This window comes from Methylobacterium sp. Leaf93 (assembly GCF_001422345.1).
Classification (GTDB): Bacteria; Pseudomonadota; Alphaproteobacteria; order Rhizobiales; family Beijerinckiaceae; genus Methylobacterium; species Methylobacterium bullatum.
The window spans coordinates 764,893-781,617 of the sequence record NZ_LMMS01000001.1 but is presented as its reverse complement, the minus strand read 5'-3'; the positions used below and the strand labels follow the sequence as shown (position 1 = coordinate 781,617).

Here is a 16,725-nt window from a genome sequence, read left to right as displayed (position 1 = left end):
CTCGCCGGCCTTCCCTGTCTCGGGAAGGCCGGTCCGGATTCGCTTCAGCGGTGGTGACGGTGGCGGTAATGGCGACGCGAGTTCATGCGCGTCCGGTAGGCGCGACGGCCCGGATCGATCCCGAGGGCGCCGTTGACCGTCCCGACCGCGCCGCCGACGGCGCCGCCCACGATACCGCCGATCGGTCCGCCGACCCGGTCACCCTCGGCCGCGCCGCGACGGACGCCGCCGGGAAGGCCCTGGGCCTCGGCCGCGCCCGACAGGGCGAAAGCGGATAGGACGAGGGTTGCAGCAAGCAATGCCTTCTTCATGACGGGATTTCCTCTTCTTCTTTTCGAAGACCGGCTGCGGTCTTGCGGCCGGATCGACCTTCAGCGTTCGGATCGGCACCGGTCCCGACCGGGATGGCACGCCGTCACGCATGGGATGATAACGGCCGAGCTTCCAAAAGGTGGCATCGATCCCGATCGGCACTCGCCGGCACGTGACCGGCCGGACGATGCGGGAGGATGATCGCCTCGCGGCTGCTGGTTTCTGCCGTCCGGCGCTGCTAGAAGCCGGGAATGCGCGTTCTCGACGTCCCGCGCGGCCTGAGCCGCCTTCGAATTACGAGCCCGGCCTCCGCCTGAAGGCCGCTGCGGCGGCCCGAGCGGGAGCCGGGAGGGCGGCCCACCGCCTCCGTTCGCCGACATCGGCCAAACGCCGACCGTCCTGAAGATCAGCGCACCGTTTCGCAGAAGACCCCATGACCGATTCGACAGCCCCCGACGCCGGCCAGCCCGCCCGCGACTATTCGCAGACCCTGTTCCTGCCCAAGACCGAGTTCCCCATGCGGGCCGGCCTGCCGGTGCGCGAGCCCCTCCTCCTGGAGCGCTGGGCCGCCATCGACCTCTACGGCCGGATCAGGGTGAAGGCCGCCGGCCGCCCGAAATTCGTGCTCCATGATGGCCCGCCCTACGCCAACGGCAACATCCATATCGGCACGGCGCTCAACAAGATCCTGAAGGACGTCATCGTCCGCTCCCAGGGCGCGCTCGGCTACGACGCCAATTACGTGCCGGGCTGGGACTGCCACGGCCTGCCGATCGAGTGGAAGATCGAGGAGCAGTACCGCGCCAAGGGCCGCAACAAGGACGACGTGCCGGTCCTCGAATTCCGCCAGGAATGCAGGGCCTTCGCCGGCCAGTGGCTCGATACGCAGCGGACCGAGTTCAAGCGCCTCGGCGTCACCGGCGACTGGGACCACCCCTACGCGACCATGACCTTCCCGGCGGAGGCCACGATCGCGCGCGAACTCATGACCTTTTCCATGACCGGCCAGCTTTATCGCGGCTCGAAGCCGGTGATGTGGTCGGTGGTGGAGAAGACGGCGCTGGCGGAAGCCGAGGTCGAGTACGAGGACCATGTCAGCGATACGATCTTCGTGGCGTTCCAGGTTGCCGACGGGGCACCGGACGATCTTGCCGCTTCGCGTGTCGTGATCTGGACGACCACGCCCTGGACCATGCCGGGCAACCGCGCCGTCGCTTATTCGAAGCGGGTGGCCTACGGCCTCTACCGCGTCACCGCGGCGGCCGAGGACAATTGGGCCAAGACCGGTGACACCTACCTCCTCGCAGATACCCTAGCCGCCGGGGTCTTCGACTCGGCCCGCGTGGAGGCGTTCGAGCGCGTCCGCGACGTGTCGGCCACAGAGCTTGCCGGCCTGACCCTCTCGCATCCGCTCGCTGGCCACACCGCCGGCTACGACTTCCAGGTTCCGCTTCTCGAGGGCGACCACGTCACCGACGAGGCCGGCACCGGCTTCGTCCATACGGCGCCGGGCCATGGCCGCGAGGACTTCGAGGTCTGGATGGCCAATGGCCGCGCGCTCACCCAGCGCGGCATCGATACCCGCATCCCCTACACCGTCGATGCCGATGGGGCGCTCACGGAGGAGGCCCCCGGTTTCACGGGAAAACTCGTCCTCACCCCCAAGGGCGACAAGGGCGATGCCAACAAGGCGGTGATCGCCGCCCTGACGGAGGCCGGCACCCTGGTGGCGCGCGGCACGCTCAAGCACAGCTATCCGCATTCCTGGCGCTCGAAGAAGCCGGTGATTTTTCGCAATACGCCGCAATGGTTCATCGCTCTCGATAAGCCTGTCGAGGCACTCGACGGGAAGACGTTGCGTGAGGTGGCGCTGACATCCATCGACGAGACGCGGTGGGTGCCGTCGCAGGGGAAGAACCGCATCAACGGCATGGTCGCCAACCGGCCCGACTGGGTGGTCTCGCGCCAGCGCGCCTGGGGCGTGCCGATTACCGTCTTCGTGAAGAAGGGCACCAGTGAGGTTCTGCGCGACGAGGCCGTGAATGCCCGCATCGCCGAAGCCTTCCTCGCCGAGGGCGCCGATGCCTGGTTCACCGACACGGACGGCGCCCGCTTCCTCGCGCCGGATTACGACCCGGCGGAGTACGAGAAGGTGACCGACGTCCTCGACGTCTGGTTCGATTCGGGCTCGACCCACGCTTTCGTTCTCGACGACCCGGACCAGTTCCCCGGCCTCTCCGGCGTGGTGCGCAAACGCGACGGCGGCCGGGACACGGTGATGTATCTCGAAGGCTCGGACCAGCATCGCGGCTGGTTCCAGTCGTCGCTTCTGGAATCCGCCGGCACACGGGGACGCGCGCCCTACGACATCGTCCTCACCCACGGGTTCGTCCTCGACCCCAAGGGTCTGAAGATGTCGAAATCGAAGGGCAACGTCGTCGCGCCACAGAGCGTCATCAAGGATTCGGGCGCCGACATCCTACGCCTCTGGGTGGCGGCCTCCGATTACGCGGACGACCTGCGCATCGGCCCGGAGATCATCAAGACCTTCGCCGAGACCTACCGCAAGCTGCGCAATTCGCTACGCTGGATGCTCGGCTCGCTGGCGCATTTCGAGGCGGGCGAACCCGTGCCTCATGCCGACTTGCCCGAGCTGGAGCGGCTGATCCTGCATCGCCTCTGCGAACTCGACGGCGAGATCCGCGAGGCCTACGCCACTTTCGACACCAAGCGGGTGGTGGCGCTCCTCAACGGCTTCATGACCGGCGACCTCTCGGCCTTCTATTTCGACGTGAGGAAGGACGCGCTCTACTGCGACCCGATCTCGTCGCAGGTGCGCCGCGCCGCGCTGCAGGTCATCGACGAGACCTTCCGCCGGGTGACGATCTGGCTCGCCCCCGTCCTCGCCTTCACGGCGGAGGAGGCCTGGCTCGACCGTTACCCGTCGGAGGTCGGCTCGGTCCATCTCGAGACGCTGCCGGAGACCCCCGCCTCCTGGCGAAATGCCGCCCTCGCGGAGCGCTGGCAGAAGATCCGCCGGGTGCGCCGCGTGGTCACCGGCGCCCTGGAGATCGAGCGCGCGGCCAAGCGCATCGGCGCCAGCCTCGAGGCGGCACCGACCGTGTTCGTCGCCGATTCCGATCTGCTCTCCGCCCTCGACGGTGTCGATTTCTCGGAAGTCTGCATCACCTCCGGCATCACGATCGTCGAAGGGGAGGGGCCGGAAGAGGCTTTCCGCATCGATGAGGTGCGCGGCGTGGCGGTGGTCTCCGGACCGGCCAAGGGCCGCAAATGTGCCCGGTCGTGGCGCGTCTCCGAGACGGTCGGCTCCGATCCCGATTACCCGGACGTGACGCCCCGCGACGCCCAGGCGCTGCGGGAATGGGACGCGCTGCACGCCGCGTCGGGCGTGGCGTGAACGCTCCGCGATCCGACACGGGCCTCCCTTCCTCCCACTCGGGGGGAGGGGAGAACGCCGGCATGCCCCCCTTCGGCCTTGGCCTCCTCATCCTCCTCGCCACCCTCGTCCTCGATCAGGCCTCCAAGCTCTGGCTCTATTTCGGCACCGATCTGGTGCTGACGCAGCCCTGGCGTCTGACCGGCTTCGCGGATGTCGTCGTCGTCTGGAATCGCGGCATCTCCTACGGCCTGTTCCAGCAGGAGGGCGGCCTCGGCCGCTGGATCCTGGTGGCGGTGTCCGTGGCGGCATCGATCGGGATGATCGCCTGGATGCGCCGTACCTCGTCCGCGCTCCTGGCCTCCGCCCTCGGGCTCATCGCGGGCGGGGCGATCGGAAACGCCATCGACCGGGCTGCCTACGGCGCGGTGTTCGACTTCGTTCACCTCCATGCAGGCGCATGGTCCTGGTACGTGTTCAACATCGCCGATGCGGCCATCGTCGCCGGTGTGGTCGGCCTCCTCATCGACAGCCTGATCCCGGTCCGGCACCCTCGGGACGAGGCCCCTCCGGCCGGACCCTGAAGATTCGCACGGCTGTAATCCGTAAACCACACTGCAGATCGTTGTGACCGTGAGGCTGGTGCGCTGCGGTCAAGGCGCCATACGTTCGCCTGAAACCGCCGTCAGGCCACGAGGGCAAGACCGGCATCGACCGACACCGACACGCGCCAGCACGTTCCGGGCAGGCACGCATTCGAGCTGGCGCACTCTGCGGGCCGGCGCAATTTGGGGGCAGCATGATCGGGCATCGCGGGTTCATTCTCGGCCTTACCGGACTCCTCGCGGCGAGCGGCGCCCAGGCGCAGCAGGGCGTATTCATGCGCGACACCCTGAGCAGCATCGGCCTGATCGAGCCCGAGAAGCCGGCCATCACCTATCGTGAGCGGGCTCCCCTGGTGATGCCGCCCAAGCTCGACGGCAAGGCACTGCCGCCGCCGCGCGCCGCCACCGCCACGCCGCAATGGCCCAAGGATCCCGAGATCGTCCAGCGCGACCGTGAACTCGCCGACGCGAAGAAGCCGATCTCCCGCGGAGCGCAGGGGCGGATGAACGACAACAACATGACGCTTTCGCTCGACGAGATGCGCGGCGGCCGACGCGCCGATGCCAGCGTCCGCACCGAGCCGGGCCGTCCCGAGAGCGACGGCGCCTCGTCGTCGATCTGGAGCCCCTTCGACATCTTCGGCAAGCGCGAGGACAAGGCCCAGCCCATTCTCGCCGAGCCCGATCGCGATACGCTCACCGACCCGCCGAACGGGTACCGCAAGGCCCCGAAGGCGGTCGCCCGCAACAACAGCGACCCCATCAACAATCCCTCGCGCGAGCGTGAGGAAGCCGATCCGGGTGCCTACATCCGGGGTCGCTAGCCGAGTTCCGCGAGGAGCCCGCGGACGGTCCCGTCGCTCGTAGAGGAGATGGCCCCGTCCCGCTGGATCCCGCACCCGCCACCGGCGCCCGAAGGGTATCGGTACGGGATTTGCCCTGACCTCGGCCTACGGATTCGTGGCATCCGAGGCGTGCGCTAAGGGGCATTGCGTTCATGACGGGCGGTCACGCATGGCCGACGTATCAAGGAAAAGACGATGCATCTGTTGCGGAAGGATACGCCCGGGTTCTCGCTCAACCGCCGCTACGGCCATGCCGGCCGGGCCGAGGCCGCGCCGTTCGGGCGGTCCGAGGCCGGTGGCCCCGAAGTCTCCGCCTTCTCCCTCGACAATGGCCTCGACGTCGTCGTGGTGCCCGATCACCGCGCGCCGGTGGTGACGCACATGGTGTGGTACCGCAACGGTTCGGCCGACGATCCGATCGGGCAGTCCGGCATCGCGCATTTTCTCGAACACCTGATGTTCAAGGGCACGGAGAAGCATCCGGTTGGCGCCTTCTCGCAGGCCGTGTCCGGCCTCGGCGGCCAGGAGAACGCCTTCACCTCCTACGATTACACCGCCTATTTCCAGCGCGTCGCCCGCGACCATCTCAAGACCATGATGGAGTTCGAGGCCGACCGCATGACCGGTCTCGTCCTCGAGGATGCCGTGGTGGCGCCGGAGCGCGACGTGGTGCTGGAAGAGCGCCGCATGCGGGTGGAGACCGACCCGTCGGCCCAGCTCTCCGAGGCCATGGCCGCCTCGCTGTTCGTGCATCACCCCTACGGCACGCCGATCATCGGCTGGATGCACGAGATCGAGGATCTCAACCGCACCCACGCCCTCGACTATTACAACCGCTTCTACACCCCCGAGAACGCCATCCTGGTCGTGGCCGGTGACGTGACGCCCGACGAGGTCAGGCGGCTCGCCGACGACACCTACGGGCTCGTGACGCCGCGCGGTGCCAGGCCGGTGCGGGTGCGCGCCAAGGAGCCCGAGCCCCGCGCGCTCCGCCGGCTCAGCGTCGTCGATCCGAAGGTGGAGCAGCCGACTCTGCAGCGGCTTTATCTCACCCCCTCCTGCATGACCGCCCGCGACGGCGAGTGCCACGCCCTGGAATTGCTGGCCGAGGTGATGGGCGGCGGCTCCACGTCCTTCCTCTACCGTAAGCTGGTGATGGAGCTCGGCGTCGCCGTGAATGCCGGCGCCTGGTACATGGGCTCGGCCATCGACGACACGCGCTTCTCGGTCTACGCCATCCCCGCCGAGGGCGTGAGCCTGGAGCGCCTGGAGGACGAGGTCGACCGCGTCCTGCGCCGCGTCCCCTCCGAGGCCCTGGGTCCGGAGGCCATCGAACGGGCCAAGACCCGGCTCGTCGCCGAGACGGTCTATTCCTCGGACAGCCAGTCGTCGCTGGCTCGCATCTACGGCTCGGCGCTCGCCATCGGCGAGAGCATCGAGGAGGTCCGCCGCTGGCCCTCCGACATCGAGGGCGTGACGCGGGATCGCCTCGCCGCCGTCGCCGAGCGCTACCTGATCCCCGCCCGCTCCGTCACCGGATACCTGACCAAGACGCGCGATCCCGACGCCGCCGTTGCGTGAGGCGACCCTCACGCACGATCCCGCTGATCTCGGCCCGGGCGCCCAGAAGAAGAATGAGGTTCTCATGAACTCGGTCGAAGCCAATCTGGTCGATACCACCGCCCGCAGCGCGAACGCCCCCACGCTGGCGCTTCCGGTGGCCGCCGCCGCCGGCATCGAGGCCTGGCACGTGGAATCGCCCGTGGTGCCGATGATCGCCCTCGCCTTTACCTTCGAGGGGGGGGCGGCTCAGGATCCCGAAGGCAAGGGCGGCGTGGCGCAGATGCTGGCGCGCCTCCTCGACGAGGGCGCCGGCGATCTCTCCTCCGACGCCTTCCAGGAGCGTCTGGCCGCGCGGGCCATCGAATTGTCGTTCCATGCCGGCGCCGACGCGGTGGGCGGCTCCCTCAAGATGCTGGTCAAGCACGCCGACGAGGCCATCGACCTCCTCGCCCTGGCTCTCGCCAAGCCGCGTTTCGATCCCGACGCCATCGAGCGCGTGCGCGCCCAGACGCTGGCCGGCCTGCGCTACCAGCAGAACGATCCGGGCGTGATGGCGTCACGTCGCTTCTTCGCCGAAGCCTATGCCGGCCATCCCTATGCCCGTCCCTCGTCCGGCACGCCGGAAAGCATCGCGGCCATCACCCGCGACGACCTCGTGGCGATGCACCGGAAGATCATCGGCCGCGGCGGTCTGAAAGTGGCGGCCGTCGGCGCCATCGATGCCGACCGTCTGGCCGATGCCCTCAACCGCGCCTTCGGTGTCCTCGACGAGGCCGGACCGCTGAACGCCGTGCCGCAGACCCAGGTCGGCCAGCTCGGCCGCCGCGTCGTCGTCGATATCGACGTGCCGCAATCGGTCCTGCGCTTCGGCATGGGTGGCGTGCCGTGGAAGGACCCGGATTTCATCCCCGCCTATGTGCTCAACCACATCCTCGGCGGCGGCTCCTTCACCTCGCGCCTGTTCCAGGAAGTGCGCGAGAAGCGTGGGCTGGCCTATTCGGTCGGCACCTCCCTCGTCAGCCACCGCGCCAGCGCCATGACCTGGGGCTACACCGCCACCAAGAACGAGCGCGTGGGCGAAGCCCTGTCGGTGATCGGCGACGAGATCGGCCGCCTCATCAGCGACGGCCCATCCGACGAGGAGCTTCAGAAGGCCAAGGATTACCTCACCGGCTCCTATGCGCTCGGCTTCGACACCTCGACCAAGATCGCGCACCAGCTCGTGCAGATCTCCTTCGAGGGGCTGGGCATGGACTACTTCGCCCGCCGCAACGAGATGGTGACGAACGTGACCCAGGCGGACATCCGCCGCGCCGGTGCCCGCACCTTCGCCGATGGCAGGATGCTGGTGGTGGCCGCGGGGCGCCCCACGGATTTCCTGTAGGATTCGGACGCTTCGCGGGGTCCCAGCGACACCCAATCAGACAGACAGGGCGAGCCGCTCGGCCGCCCGGCGCAGGTCTCCGGCCGGCACCGCACCGTAGCGTTCCTCGAACGTCCGTTGCGCCTGCTCCCAAAAAGGCTGCGCCTCCTCGATGCGTTTTTGGCCGGCCTCCGTGAGGGTGAGGGAGCGCGTGCGGCCGTCCCGTCCCGGACCGGCGGCGATAAGACCGTCCCGGGTGAGCGGATGCAGGGCACGGCCCATCGTGGTGCGGTCCATCATCATGATGTCGGCAAAACCGTTGATGGAGATCGGCCCGACACGGCCGAGACCGCGCAACAGGCCGTACTGGCTGGTGCGCAGGCCGGTCGGTGCGAGATGCTGGTCGTAATGCTGAGTCAGCCGGCGCGACGCCTGGCGAAGGGCGAGGCAGTGGCACGGTGACACCGGTGCCGGACGGTCCATCGCGAAAAGTCCTCCAGAAATAGCTCACGGGGTTTGCGGACGACACGCTTGTGTAAAGCGTGCATATGCGCCTAAGCAAGGGTCGACCGCGTCGCGGTGCCGGGCATGCCCGCCCGGTGATCCCACCGAACCAGCATGCGGAACCCGAAGAGGCCGTATGACCATCACCGCTCCCTTCGGGTCGTTGTCGAACGCCGTTGCCGCGCCGCTTGCCCGCCGCAACGTCCATTACGGCTGGGTCGTGGCCGGCGTCACCTTCCTCACCATGCTGGTGACGGCCGGCGCCGTTGGCGCACCGGGCGTGCTGATCCTGCCCTTGCAGAAGGAGTTCGGCTGGGACACGGCGACGATCTCCTCGGCGCTGGCCGTGCGCTTCGTCCTGTTCGGATTGATGGGGCCTTTCGCGGCCCAGCTGATGAACCGCTACGGCCCGCGCCGCATCGTGCTCCTGGCGCTTCTGCTCATCGTCGGGGGGCTCCTCACCTCCCTGTTCATGAGCGAGGTCTGGCAGCTGGTCATGCTCTGGGGCGTCGTCGTCGGCATCGGCACGGGGCTCACCGCCCTGTTACTCGGCGCCACCATCGCGACCCGCTGGTTCTCGCGCTCGCGCGGCCTCGTGGTCGGTCTCCTCACCGCCAGTTCGGCCACCGGCCAGCTCATCGTGCTGCCGCTCCTCGCCGCCCTCACCGAACATCTCGGCTGGCGCGCCGCACTCCTGGTGATCTGCGGGCTGCTGCTCACGGCGGGGCTCGCCGTCACGGCGCTGTTGCGGGACCGGCCGGAGGACATGGATCTGGCCCCCTATGGCGAGACCGCCGTCACCGGCACCGCTCCGCCGCCGGTCGTGAGCGGCTCCGCCCTCGGAGCCCTGGCGGAGGCGTCGCGCACGGGTGTGTTCTGGGTGCTCTTCGCCACGTTCTTCATCTGCGGGGCCAGCACCAACGGGCTGATCCAGACCCACTTCATCCCCCTCTGCGCCGATTACGGCATCGGCCCGGTCCAGGGGGCGAGCGTGCTGGCGGCGATGGGCGTGTTCGACTTCATCGGCACGGTGGCGTCGGGCTGGCTCTCCGACCGCTACGACAACCGTTGGCTCCTGTTCTGGTATTACGGCCTGCGCGGCCTCTCGCTGATGTTCCTGCCGTTCTCCGACTTCTCCTTCGTCGGCCTGTCTGTCTTCGCCGCTTTCTATGGGCTCGACTGGATCGCCACGGTGCCGCCCACCGTGCGGCTCACCGCCGCCCGGTTCGGGCGCGAGAAGGCGAACCTCGTCTTCGGCTGGGTGTTCGCGGGCCACCAACTCGGGGCCGCCACCATCGCCTACGGCGCCGGCCTGTCACGCACCGCCCTGTCGAGCTACCTGCCGGCCTTCTTCGCCGCCGGTGCCCTGTGCATCCTCGCCGCCATCCTCGTCCTGACCCTGTCCCGTCCGGGAGACCGGCCGGACGCATCGCCCGCCGCCCTGCCGGTCCGGGGGTAGGGATGCACGGGTCACAGGATCTGCAGCCGGGTGTGCGGCCCGAGGCGCCGCAGTAGCCGGACGAGGTCGCCTCGCTTCACCGCGACGCAGCCCTCCGTCGGCAGGTATCCCGCCCGTGCCACATGGAGGAAGATCGCCGAGCCGCGCCCCGGCCGGATCGGCTGGCGGTTGTAGTCGAGATCGACGACGAGGTCGTAGAGACCGTCCTCCCGCCACATCCGCTCCGCGCTGACACCGGGGGCGGGTAGGACGATCGGCCGGTTGTAGCGCCGGTCGCGCGGGTCGTCGCACCAGCCGTCGTTCTGTCGCGTCCGGCGCAGAGCCAGCGCGGTGCGGGGGCGGGCCCCGAAATGGTCCGGGCGATAGGCCCCGGCCCGCAGGCGGAAGACGCCCCGCGGGGACAGGCCGTCTCCTTCGCGCTTGACCTGACCGATGCCGGAGCGGCCGAGCGCGCAGGGAATGACCGCATTGGCGGCGAGAATCTGCCCGCGAGTGGGATCACTCACCAGCCGGCGGACGCGGATGCGAGAGAGGGTCAAACGGATCATGTCGGCCTTATCGACCGGACAGACCGGCCCGAGCCAGTCCATTCCTGAGGCGGCGATGCGCGACGACGGCACCCATGCGAAACTTTTTCGGGGGTCGAACCGTCACGGACGTGCATACTCCGCCTCCGGCGCGCCCTCGTTCAAGGTTCTGACATAAACCCGCCATCACTCTGCTGTGTAGGCTCGCGGCCGACGAAGCGGTCGTCTCTCAAGTTTTCGGGATCGGCCCGTTCGGGCACATCCCTGTTGCGTGTGAAAGTATCCCCGGCCGATGTCGACCACCCATCGCCTTCTCGTCTGCGACGACGACGAGTCCCTGCGCGAAACCTTGATCGAACAACTCGACCTGTACGAGGAGTTCGTCACCGTCAGCGCGGAGGACGGGAAATCCGCCCTCGCCCGCGTGGCCGAGGATCGGATCGATCTCGCGATCATGGATGTCGGCCTGCCGGACATGGATGGGCGCGAAGCGGTGCGGACCATGCGCCGCAACGGTTATCGCGGCCCGGTCATCATGCTGAGCGCGCAGGATTCGGAAGAAGACACGGTGGAGGGCCTGGAAGCGGGCGCCAACGATTATGTCGCCAAGCCGTTCAAGTTCGCGGTGCTCCTCGCGCGCATCCGCGCGCATCTGCGCAGCCACGAGGCCAGCGAGGACGCCGTCTTCCAGATTGGCCCCTACACCTTCCGCCCCGGCGCCAAGCTCCTCATCTGTGAGCGTGGCTCGAAGCTGAAGCTCACCGAGAAGGAGACGGCGATCCTGCGCTTCCTCTACCGCGCCGGCCGCGAGGTGGTGGGCCGCGACACGTTGCTGGCCGAAGTCTGGGGCTACAACGCGCAGGTCACCACGCATACGCTGGAGACCCACATCTACCGCCTGCGCCAGAAGATCGAGCCGAACCCGGCCGTCACCGCCATCCTCGTGACGGAAGGCGGCGGCTACAAGCTGCTGCCCTGAGGATCAGGCGGCCGCATTCGGCGCATCACCGCCGGATGTGTGGAAGGCGGCGATTTCCCGAATCAGGTCGCGTTGCTGCTCGATGACGAGATCGGACAAGATTTCGTCGTCGTTCCCATCGATGACCGACAGCAGGCGGATATCCGGATATCGGCCCTCGAAGAAGACGAGGACCTCGGATTGCGCATAGGGATCGTTCGGATCCAGGCAGAAGTGATTGGACACCGGAATTTCCGTCTTCATCGCCCTCGGGAGACGCGTCTATCCACCGGTTTCATGACATCCGTTTGATCGACGCTCCGTCCCTGCGCGGGCACCCCGCCGGATTTCCCCCCTCGCCCGCCTTCGGCTAAGGCTAGCTCCTCCGGAGGAACGCCTCCGTCTTGAGGGAGCGGACGGCATTGGGGCTCGACGACGACATCGCGATCCTGGCGGCGGCCCCCCTGTTCAGCTTCATGGCGCGGGACGCCCTGAGGCTGCTCTCCTTTGCCGCTGAGCGTCGTAGCCTGACGCCGGGGGACGTGCTGTTCGCCCGCAACGAGCGCAGCGATGGCGGATACGTCGTCATGTCCGGAACGGTCGAACTGGCGCCGCGTGGCGCCGGTGCCGAGCCCGTCAGGGTCGGCCGCTCCGCCCTGATCGGGCAGATGGCGCTGTTCCTACGCGGCGAGCGCCCCACCGATGCCCATGCCGTCACGGCGGCGGAGGTCGTCCGCATCACGCCCACGCTGATGCGCCGGGTGCTCGAGGAATTTCCCGATGCGGCCGAGGCGATCCATGCCGCCCTTCATGACGACCTCGGTACGTTGATCGAGCATCTCGACGGCGTGCGCGCCAGGATCGACGCCATCTGACATCGTATCGTCCTCTCGCCGGACGCACGATCTGGCAAAACCTGCCGGGACGGGCCAAAAGTCTTCCGTCCCTCAACACTCTTCCGGGAAGTGCTCATGCGCGCCGCCGTGGTTCTCTGCCTCGCTCTCCTGCCCGCCGCCCCCGCCCTGGCGGCATCCCCCTGCGAGGAACTCTGGGGCGAGCGCAACGCGGTCTATGCGGAGGCCGGCTACTGCTTCAAGACGCAGCGGGCGATCTCGGCCTTCGGCAACGTCAATTGCCGCTTCTCCGACATCCGCGACGTCCCGCTCTCCGCCCGCGACCGGGCGAAGGTCGGCGAGATCGTGCGGGAAGAAAGCCGTAACGGCTGCCGCGAGTGAGCCCACGCCTCGCCTGACGCGCCGAGGTGACAGGCCGGGCCGCCTTTTGTAAGCACGGCCCTTCCCCCTAACCGACCGGAACGCCACCATGTCCCACGCCGATCTCTCCACCACCATCGAGACCGCCTGGGAGGAGCGTGCCGGCATCGACGTCTCGACCAAGGGTGCCGTGCGCGACGCCGTAGACGAGGCCCTCGATCTCCTCGACTCCGGCAAGGCCCGCGTGGCCGAGAAAGTCGGCGAGGAATGGCAGGTCAACCAGTGGCTCAAGAAGGCGGTGCTGCTGTCCTTCCGCCTCAACGACATGGAGATCATCCATGGCGGACCCGATGGCGCCAATTGGTGGGACAAGGTGCCCTCGAAGTTCGAGGGCTGGAAGAAGAAGCATTTTCGCGAGGCCGGCTTCCGGGCCGTGCCCGGCTGCTTCGTGCGGCGCGGCTCCTACATCGCGCCCGGCGCCGTGCTGATGCCCTCCTTCATCAATCTCGGCGCCCATGTGGGTGAGGGCACGATGGTGGATACCTGGGTGACGATCGGCTCCTGCGCGCAGGTGGGGAAGAACTGCCACATCTCCGGCGGTGCCGGCATCGCCGGAGTGCTCGAGCCGCTCCAGGCCAACCCGGTCATCATCGAGGACAATTGCTTCATCGGCGCCCGCGCCGAGGTGGCCGAGGGCGTGATCGTCGGTGAGGGCAGCGTGCTCTCCATGGGCGTCTATATCGGCGCCTCCACGAAGATCATCGACCGGTCCACGGGCGAGGTCATGTACGGCCGCGTGCCGCCCTATTCGGTGGTGGTCTCGGGCACGACGCCCGGCAAGGACCTGCCCGACGGTACGCCCGGTCCCGGCCTCTACTGCGCCGTCATCGTCAAGCGCGTCGATGCCGGCACCCGCTCCAAGACCGCCATCAACGAACTGCTTCGGACCTGAGACGCGCTCACACCCGATTCGATCGGCACTCTCCTCTTTCCCGCCGCGGAAAGAGGAGAGGCGGGCGCTCCTCATCGGCCCTGGCGCGACACAGGGCCGACCTGTGCGGCAGCGACCGGCGCGTTAGATCTTCCGTCCGATACAGACCGTCCCGGATGAGGCGTTGCCAGCGATGATCGAGCCTGCCCACTCCACCCGTGGCTTTCAGCTCGACGTGCTGGAGCGCAAGGTCCCGACTCCCTGCGACATCGTCGGGAGCGGCCCGGCGGCCCTGCTCCTGCCGGCCCTGTCGTCGATCTCGGCCCGCGCGGAGATGCGGCCCCTCGCCAAGATTCTGGGCCACGACTACCGTTGCCTCATTCCCGACTGGCCCGGCTTCGGCAACCATCCGCGGTCCCGCATCGCCATGGAGCCGGAGACCTTCCACGCCTTCATGGATTCTCTGCTCGCGGCATTGCCCGGCCCCTACGCCATCGGCATCGCGGCGGGTCATGCGGGACCCTATCTCGTGGCGGCCGCACGGCGGCATCCAGGTGTGTTCGACCGGCTCGTCCTCATTGCACCCACCTGGCGTGGGCCTCTGCCCACCGCTCTGGGCGACTCGCGCCGCGGCTGGCTCTCGAGCATCCGCAAGGCCATCGAACTTCCGCTGCTGGGCGAGGCGCTCTACCGCATCAACATCAGTCCTCCGATCATCGGCCGGATGATGCGCGCGCATGTCTATGCCGATCCGGACCACGTCACGCCCGGCATTATCGCCGACAAACACGCCGTGACGCTCCAGCCGGGGGGCCGTTTCGGCACGGCGGCCTTCGTCACCGGAGGGCTCGATCCGTTCAAGGTCCGCAAGGACTTTCTCGCCCTCATCGAGGCGGACGAACTTCCGCCGATCCTGGTTTTGCGTCCGGAGCGTGCGCCCCGCCGGTCCGGCGCCGAGATGGACGCTCTCATCGCCGCCGGCCATGTGGCCAAGGCTTCGGTTCCGGGGGCCTTGAGTCCGCATGAGGAATATCCGGGAGAGGTCGCCGCCGCGATCCTCGCCGGCATCCGATAGGGGTCTCGTGCGCGGACCTGCGGGCAAACCTGTTACGGATCGGTGAAATGTCATGCGCTCAGGGTGCCATACGAGTGTCGTTCAGGAACCCTATGGCTCCCCTATCGCTTGCCATTCCCGACGCATTTCACCCTGAGCCGCCGCCATGTATTCTTTGTTTCCCGCTCTCGCGTCGCTCGCCTTCACGTCCTGCGCCCTGATGGCGGCTCCTGCCTCGGCGCAGGCACCCGCGCCGAACACGGCCGACAGCAAAGCCACGAGCGGAAAGCCTCGTTCGGCGCCGGCCGTCGCCACGACGCCGTTGACGCCGGAGATGCCGGCACGCGCGCCCTATCTGTCCGACGCCACCGCGCCCGATACGGTCGCGATCCTGCCCCCGCCGCCGCGGGGACAATCGGCGGCGGAGACGGCGGACAAGACCATCTTCGCAGGGACCCGCGCCCTGAAGGGCAGCGCGCGCTGGGAACTCGCCACGGCGGATGTGGCGGACGGCCCCTCGGCCATCCTCGATGATTTCGCCTGCGTGCTCGGCCGCAAGATCGATCAGTCCCGCTCCCCGGCACTGATGACCCTGCTCGAACGCACCCGCCTCGATATCGGCCGGGCCACCCGCCCGCTCAAGGAGCATTACCGTCGCCTGCGGCCCTTCGTCGGCAACGAGGCCGAGATCTGCGTGGCGCGCACCCGCGAGCTCGGCGACGCCTTCAGCTTCCCGTCCAGCCACGCGACTCAAGGGTGGGCCTACGCGTCCATCCTCGCCGCACTGGTGCCGGAGAAAGCGACGCAGTTCTTCGTCCGCGGCAAGGCCTACGGCGAGAACCGCATCGTCTGCGGCGTGCACTGGGCCAGCGACGTGGAAGCCGGCCGCACGACGGCCAGCGTCGTCGTCAGCGCGCTCCAGGGTGATCCTGGTTTCCGTACCGATCTCGAGCGGGCACGCGTGGAGATCGCAAAGAACCTGTCGCAGGAAGGATCGCCGCCGGACGCGGCGATCTGCGCCCGCGAGACCTCGGCCCTGCGCGAACCCATCCTGTAGGCAGCCACGGGGGCTCGGCGGCGGCCGATCCGCCGAGCGCAAGTCAGGTCGGCTGCGCGCCGACACATCGACCGAACCCCTTCAATCTTAGCGGAACGAAGAAAGGCCCGACCGTTATCCCGGTCGGGCCTTTCTTCGTTTTCCTGTGAAACGGAAGGGAAGGGGCTGCGCCCTTACCCCGCCGTTGTCTTATTTCGTCTCCGGCGACGAGCGAGGAGATTGAGAGCCTCGACGCCGGCCGAGAAGGCCATGGCGGTGTAGATGTAGCCCTTCGGCACATGGGCGCCGAAACCCTCTGCGATCAGCGTCATGCCGATCATGATGAGGAAGCCGAGCGCCAGCATCACCACGGTGGGGTTGGCATCAATGAAGCGCGCCAGCGGGTCGGCCGCCAGCAGCATGACGGTGACGGCGGTGATGACGGCGATCACCATGATCGGCACGTGATCGGTCATGCCCACCGCCGTGATGATGCTGTCGATGGAGAAGACGAGGTCGAGGACCAGGATCTGCCCGACGGCGGCGGCGAAGCTCAGCGCCACCGGGGAGGACGCATCCTCATGGCCGTCATCGGGATCGACGGTCTCGTGGATCTCCTTCGTCGCCTTCCACAGCAGGAACAGGCCGCCGCCGATAAGGATCATGTCCCGCCAGGAGAAGGCCTTGCCGAAGATCTCGAAGACCGGCTGCGTCAGGTGGACGATGTAGGCGACGGTGCCGAGCAGGCCGAGACGCAGGACCAGCGCGAGGCCGATGCCGATGCGGCGGGCCTTGGTCTGCTGATGGGCCGGCAGCTTGTTGGTGAGGATCGAGATGAAGATCAGATTGTCGATGCCGAGCACCACCTCCATCACGATGAGGGTGGCGAGCGCCACCCAGGCGGTCGGGTCTGCGGCGAGTTGAAGAAGGGAATCCACGGGGAGAGAACCTCGAACG

17 protein-coding genes are annotated in these 16,725 nt (G+C 68.0%); 12 read left to right on the top strand and 5 right to left on the bottom strand.

What is annotated here, in order from left to right; genetic code table 11:
- Nucleotides 1–44: 44 nt before the first annotated feature.
- Nucleotides 45–311, bottom strand: a complete 267-nt coding sequence (locus ASF26_RS03445; RefSeq protein ID WP_018045876.1) for a hypothetical protein — start codon at nucleotides 309–311, stop codon at nucleotides 45–47.
- A gap of 434 nt (nucleotides 312–745) precedes the next feature.
- Here ASF26_RS03445 and ileS point away from each other — a divergent pair, with 434 nt between their 5' ends.
- The 5 genes from ileS (at nucleotide 746) to ASF26_RS03420 (ending at nucleotide 8,106) form a co-directional block, all read left to right on the top strand.
- Nucleotides 746–3,730: an isoleucine--tRNA ligase gene (gene ileS, locus ASF26_RS03440; protein WP_056249510.1), complete on the top strand. Its 2,985-nt coding sequence runs from the start codon at nucleotides 746–748 to the stop codon at nucleotides 3,728–3,730.
- Between the two features lie 62 nt (nucleotides 3,731–3,792).
- Nucleotides 3,793–4,293: a signal peptidase II gene (gene lspA / locus ASF26_RS03435; RefSeq protein WP_056249507.1), complete on the top strand. Its 501-nt coding sequence runs from the start codon at nucleotides 3,793–3,795 to the stop codon at nucleotides 4,291–4,293.
- 215 nt (nucleotides 4,294–4,508) lie between these two features.
- Nucleotides 4,509–5,138: a hypothetical protein gene (locus ASF26_RS03430; protein ID WP_056249503.1), complete on the top strand. Its 630-nt coding sequence runs from the start codon at nucleotides 4,509–4,511 to the stop codon at nucleotides 5,136–5,138.
- Nucleotides 5,139–5,354: 216 nt separating this feature from the next.
- Nucleotides 5,355–6,740: a pitrilysin family protein gene (locus ASF26_RS03425; protein ID WP_056249500.1), complete on the top strand. Its 1,386-nt coding sequence runs from the start codon at nucleotides 5,355–5,357 to the stop codon at nucleotides 6,738–6,740.
- A 64-nt stretch (nucleotides 6,741–6,804) separates the two neighbouring features.
- Entirely contained in the window at nucleotides 6,805–8,106 is a 1,302-nt protein-coding gene (locus tag ASF26_RS03420; protein ID WP_056249858.1) for a pitrilysin family protein, read from the top strand.
- Between the two features lie 36 nt (nucleotides 8,107–8,142).
- Here ASF26_RS03420 and ASF26_RS03415 read toward each other — a convergent pair whose 3' ends face one another.
- Nucleotides 8,143–8,568, bottom strand: a complete 426-nt coding sequence (locus ASF26_RS03415) for a hypothetical protein (RefSeq protein WP_056249497.1) — start codon at nucleotides 8,566–8,568, stop codon at nucleotides 8,143–8,145.
- Between the two features lie 157 nt (nucleotides 8,569–8,725).
- Between ASF26_RS03415 and ASF26_RS03410 the strand changes: the two genes are divergently transcribed.
- The gene (locus tag ASF26_RS03410; protein ID WP_056249495.1) at nucleotides 8,726–10,048 is read left to right on the top strand and encodes an MFS transporter; all 1,323 of its coding nucleotides are present in this window, start codon (nucleotides 8,726–8,728) and stop codon (nucleotides 10,046–10,048) included.
- A gap of 11 nt (nucleotides 10,049–10,059) precedes the next feature.
- Here the strand turns inward: ASF26_RS03410 and ASF26_RS03405 are convergent, their stop codons facing one another.
- Nucleotides 10,060–10,596: a L,D-transpeptidase family protein gene (locus ASF26_RS03405; protein ID WP_056148859.1), complete on the bottom strand. Its 537-nt coding sequence runs from the start codon at nucleotides 10,594–10,596 to the stop codon at nucleotides 10,060–10,062.
- A 271-nt stretch (nucleotides 10,597–10,867) separates the two neighbouring features.
- Here ASF26_RS03405 and ASF26_RS03400 point away from each other — a divergent pair, with 271 nt between their 5' ends.
- Nucleotides 10,868–11,554: a response regulator transcription factor gene (locus ASF26_RS03400; RefSeq protein WP_018045885.1), complete on the top strand. Its 687-nt coding sequence runs from the start codon at nucleotides 10,868–10,870 to the stop codon at nucleotides 11,552–11,554.
- 3 nt (nucleotides 11,555–11,557) lie between these two features.
- Here the strand turns inward: ASF26_RS03400 and ASF26_RS03395 are convergent, their stop codons facing one another.
- Complete coding sequence (locus ASF26_RS03395; RefSeq protein ID WP_018045886.1) at nucleotides 11,558–11,779, bottom strand: hypothetical protein; 222 nt, start codon at nucleotides 11,777–11,779, stop codon at nucleotides 11,558–11,560.
- 176 nt (nucleotides 11,780–11,955) lie between these two features.
- Here ASF26_RS03395 and ASF26_RS03390 point away from each other — a divergent pair, with 176 nt between their 5' ends.
- From ASF26_RS03390 to ASF26_RS03370, 5 genes are all read left to right on the top strand, one after another.
- Nucleotides 11,956–12,408, top strand: a complete 453-nt coding sequence (locus tag ASF26_RS03390; protein ID WP_056249493.1) for a Crp/Fnr family transcriptional regulator — start codon at nucleotides 11,956–11,958, stop codon at nucleotides 12,406–12,408.
- Between the two features lie 96 nt (nucleotides 12,409–12,504).
- On the top strand, nucleotides 12,505–12,768 hold the full coding sequence (locus ASF26_RS03385; RefSeq protein ID WP_018045888.1) for a YARHG domain-containing protein: 264 nt from the start codon (nucleotides 12,505–12,507) through the stop codon (nucleotides 12,766–12,768).
- Between the two features lie 88 nt (nucleotides 12,769–12,856).
- Entirely contained in the window at nucleotides 12,857–13,699 is an 843-nt protein-coding gene (gene dapD, locus ASF26_RS03380; RefSeq protein ID WP_018045889.1) for a 2,3,4,5-tetrahydropyridine-2,6-dicarboxylate N-succinyltransferase, read from the top strand.
- A 172-nt stretch (nucleotides 13,700–13,871) separates the two neighbouring features.
- Nucleotides 13,872–14,753, top strand: a complete 882-nt coding sequence (locus ASF26_RS03375) for an alpha/beta hydrolase (protein WP_056249488.1) — start codon at nucleotides 13,872–13,874, stop codon at nucleotides 14,751–14,753.
- Between the two features lie 145 nt (nucleotides 14,754–14,898).
- Nucleotides 14,899–15,789, top strand: coding sequence for a phosphatase PAP2 family protein (locus tag ASF26_RS03370; RefSeq protein ID WP_056249484.1), 891 nt, complete (start codon nucleotides 14,899–14,901; stop codon nucleotides 15,787–15,789).
- 173 nt (nucleotides 15,790–15,962) lie between these two features.
- On the opposite strand, the gene ASF26_RS03365 is transcribed toward ASF26_RS03370, so the two are convergent.
- Nucleotides 15,963–16,706 carry a TerC family protein gene (locus ASF26_RS03365; RefSeq protein ID WP_056249481.1) on the bottom strand — a complete coding sequence of 248 codons (744 nt, stop codon included), beginning with the start codon at nucleotides 16,704–16,706 and terminating at the stop codon, nucleotides 15,963–15,965.
- Nucleotides 16,707–16,725: the final 19 nt, after the last annotated feature.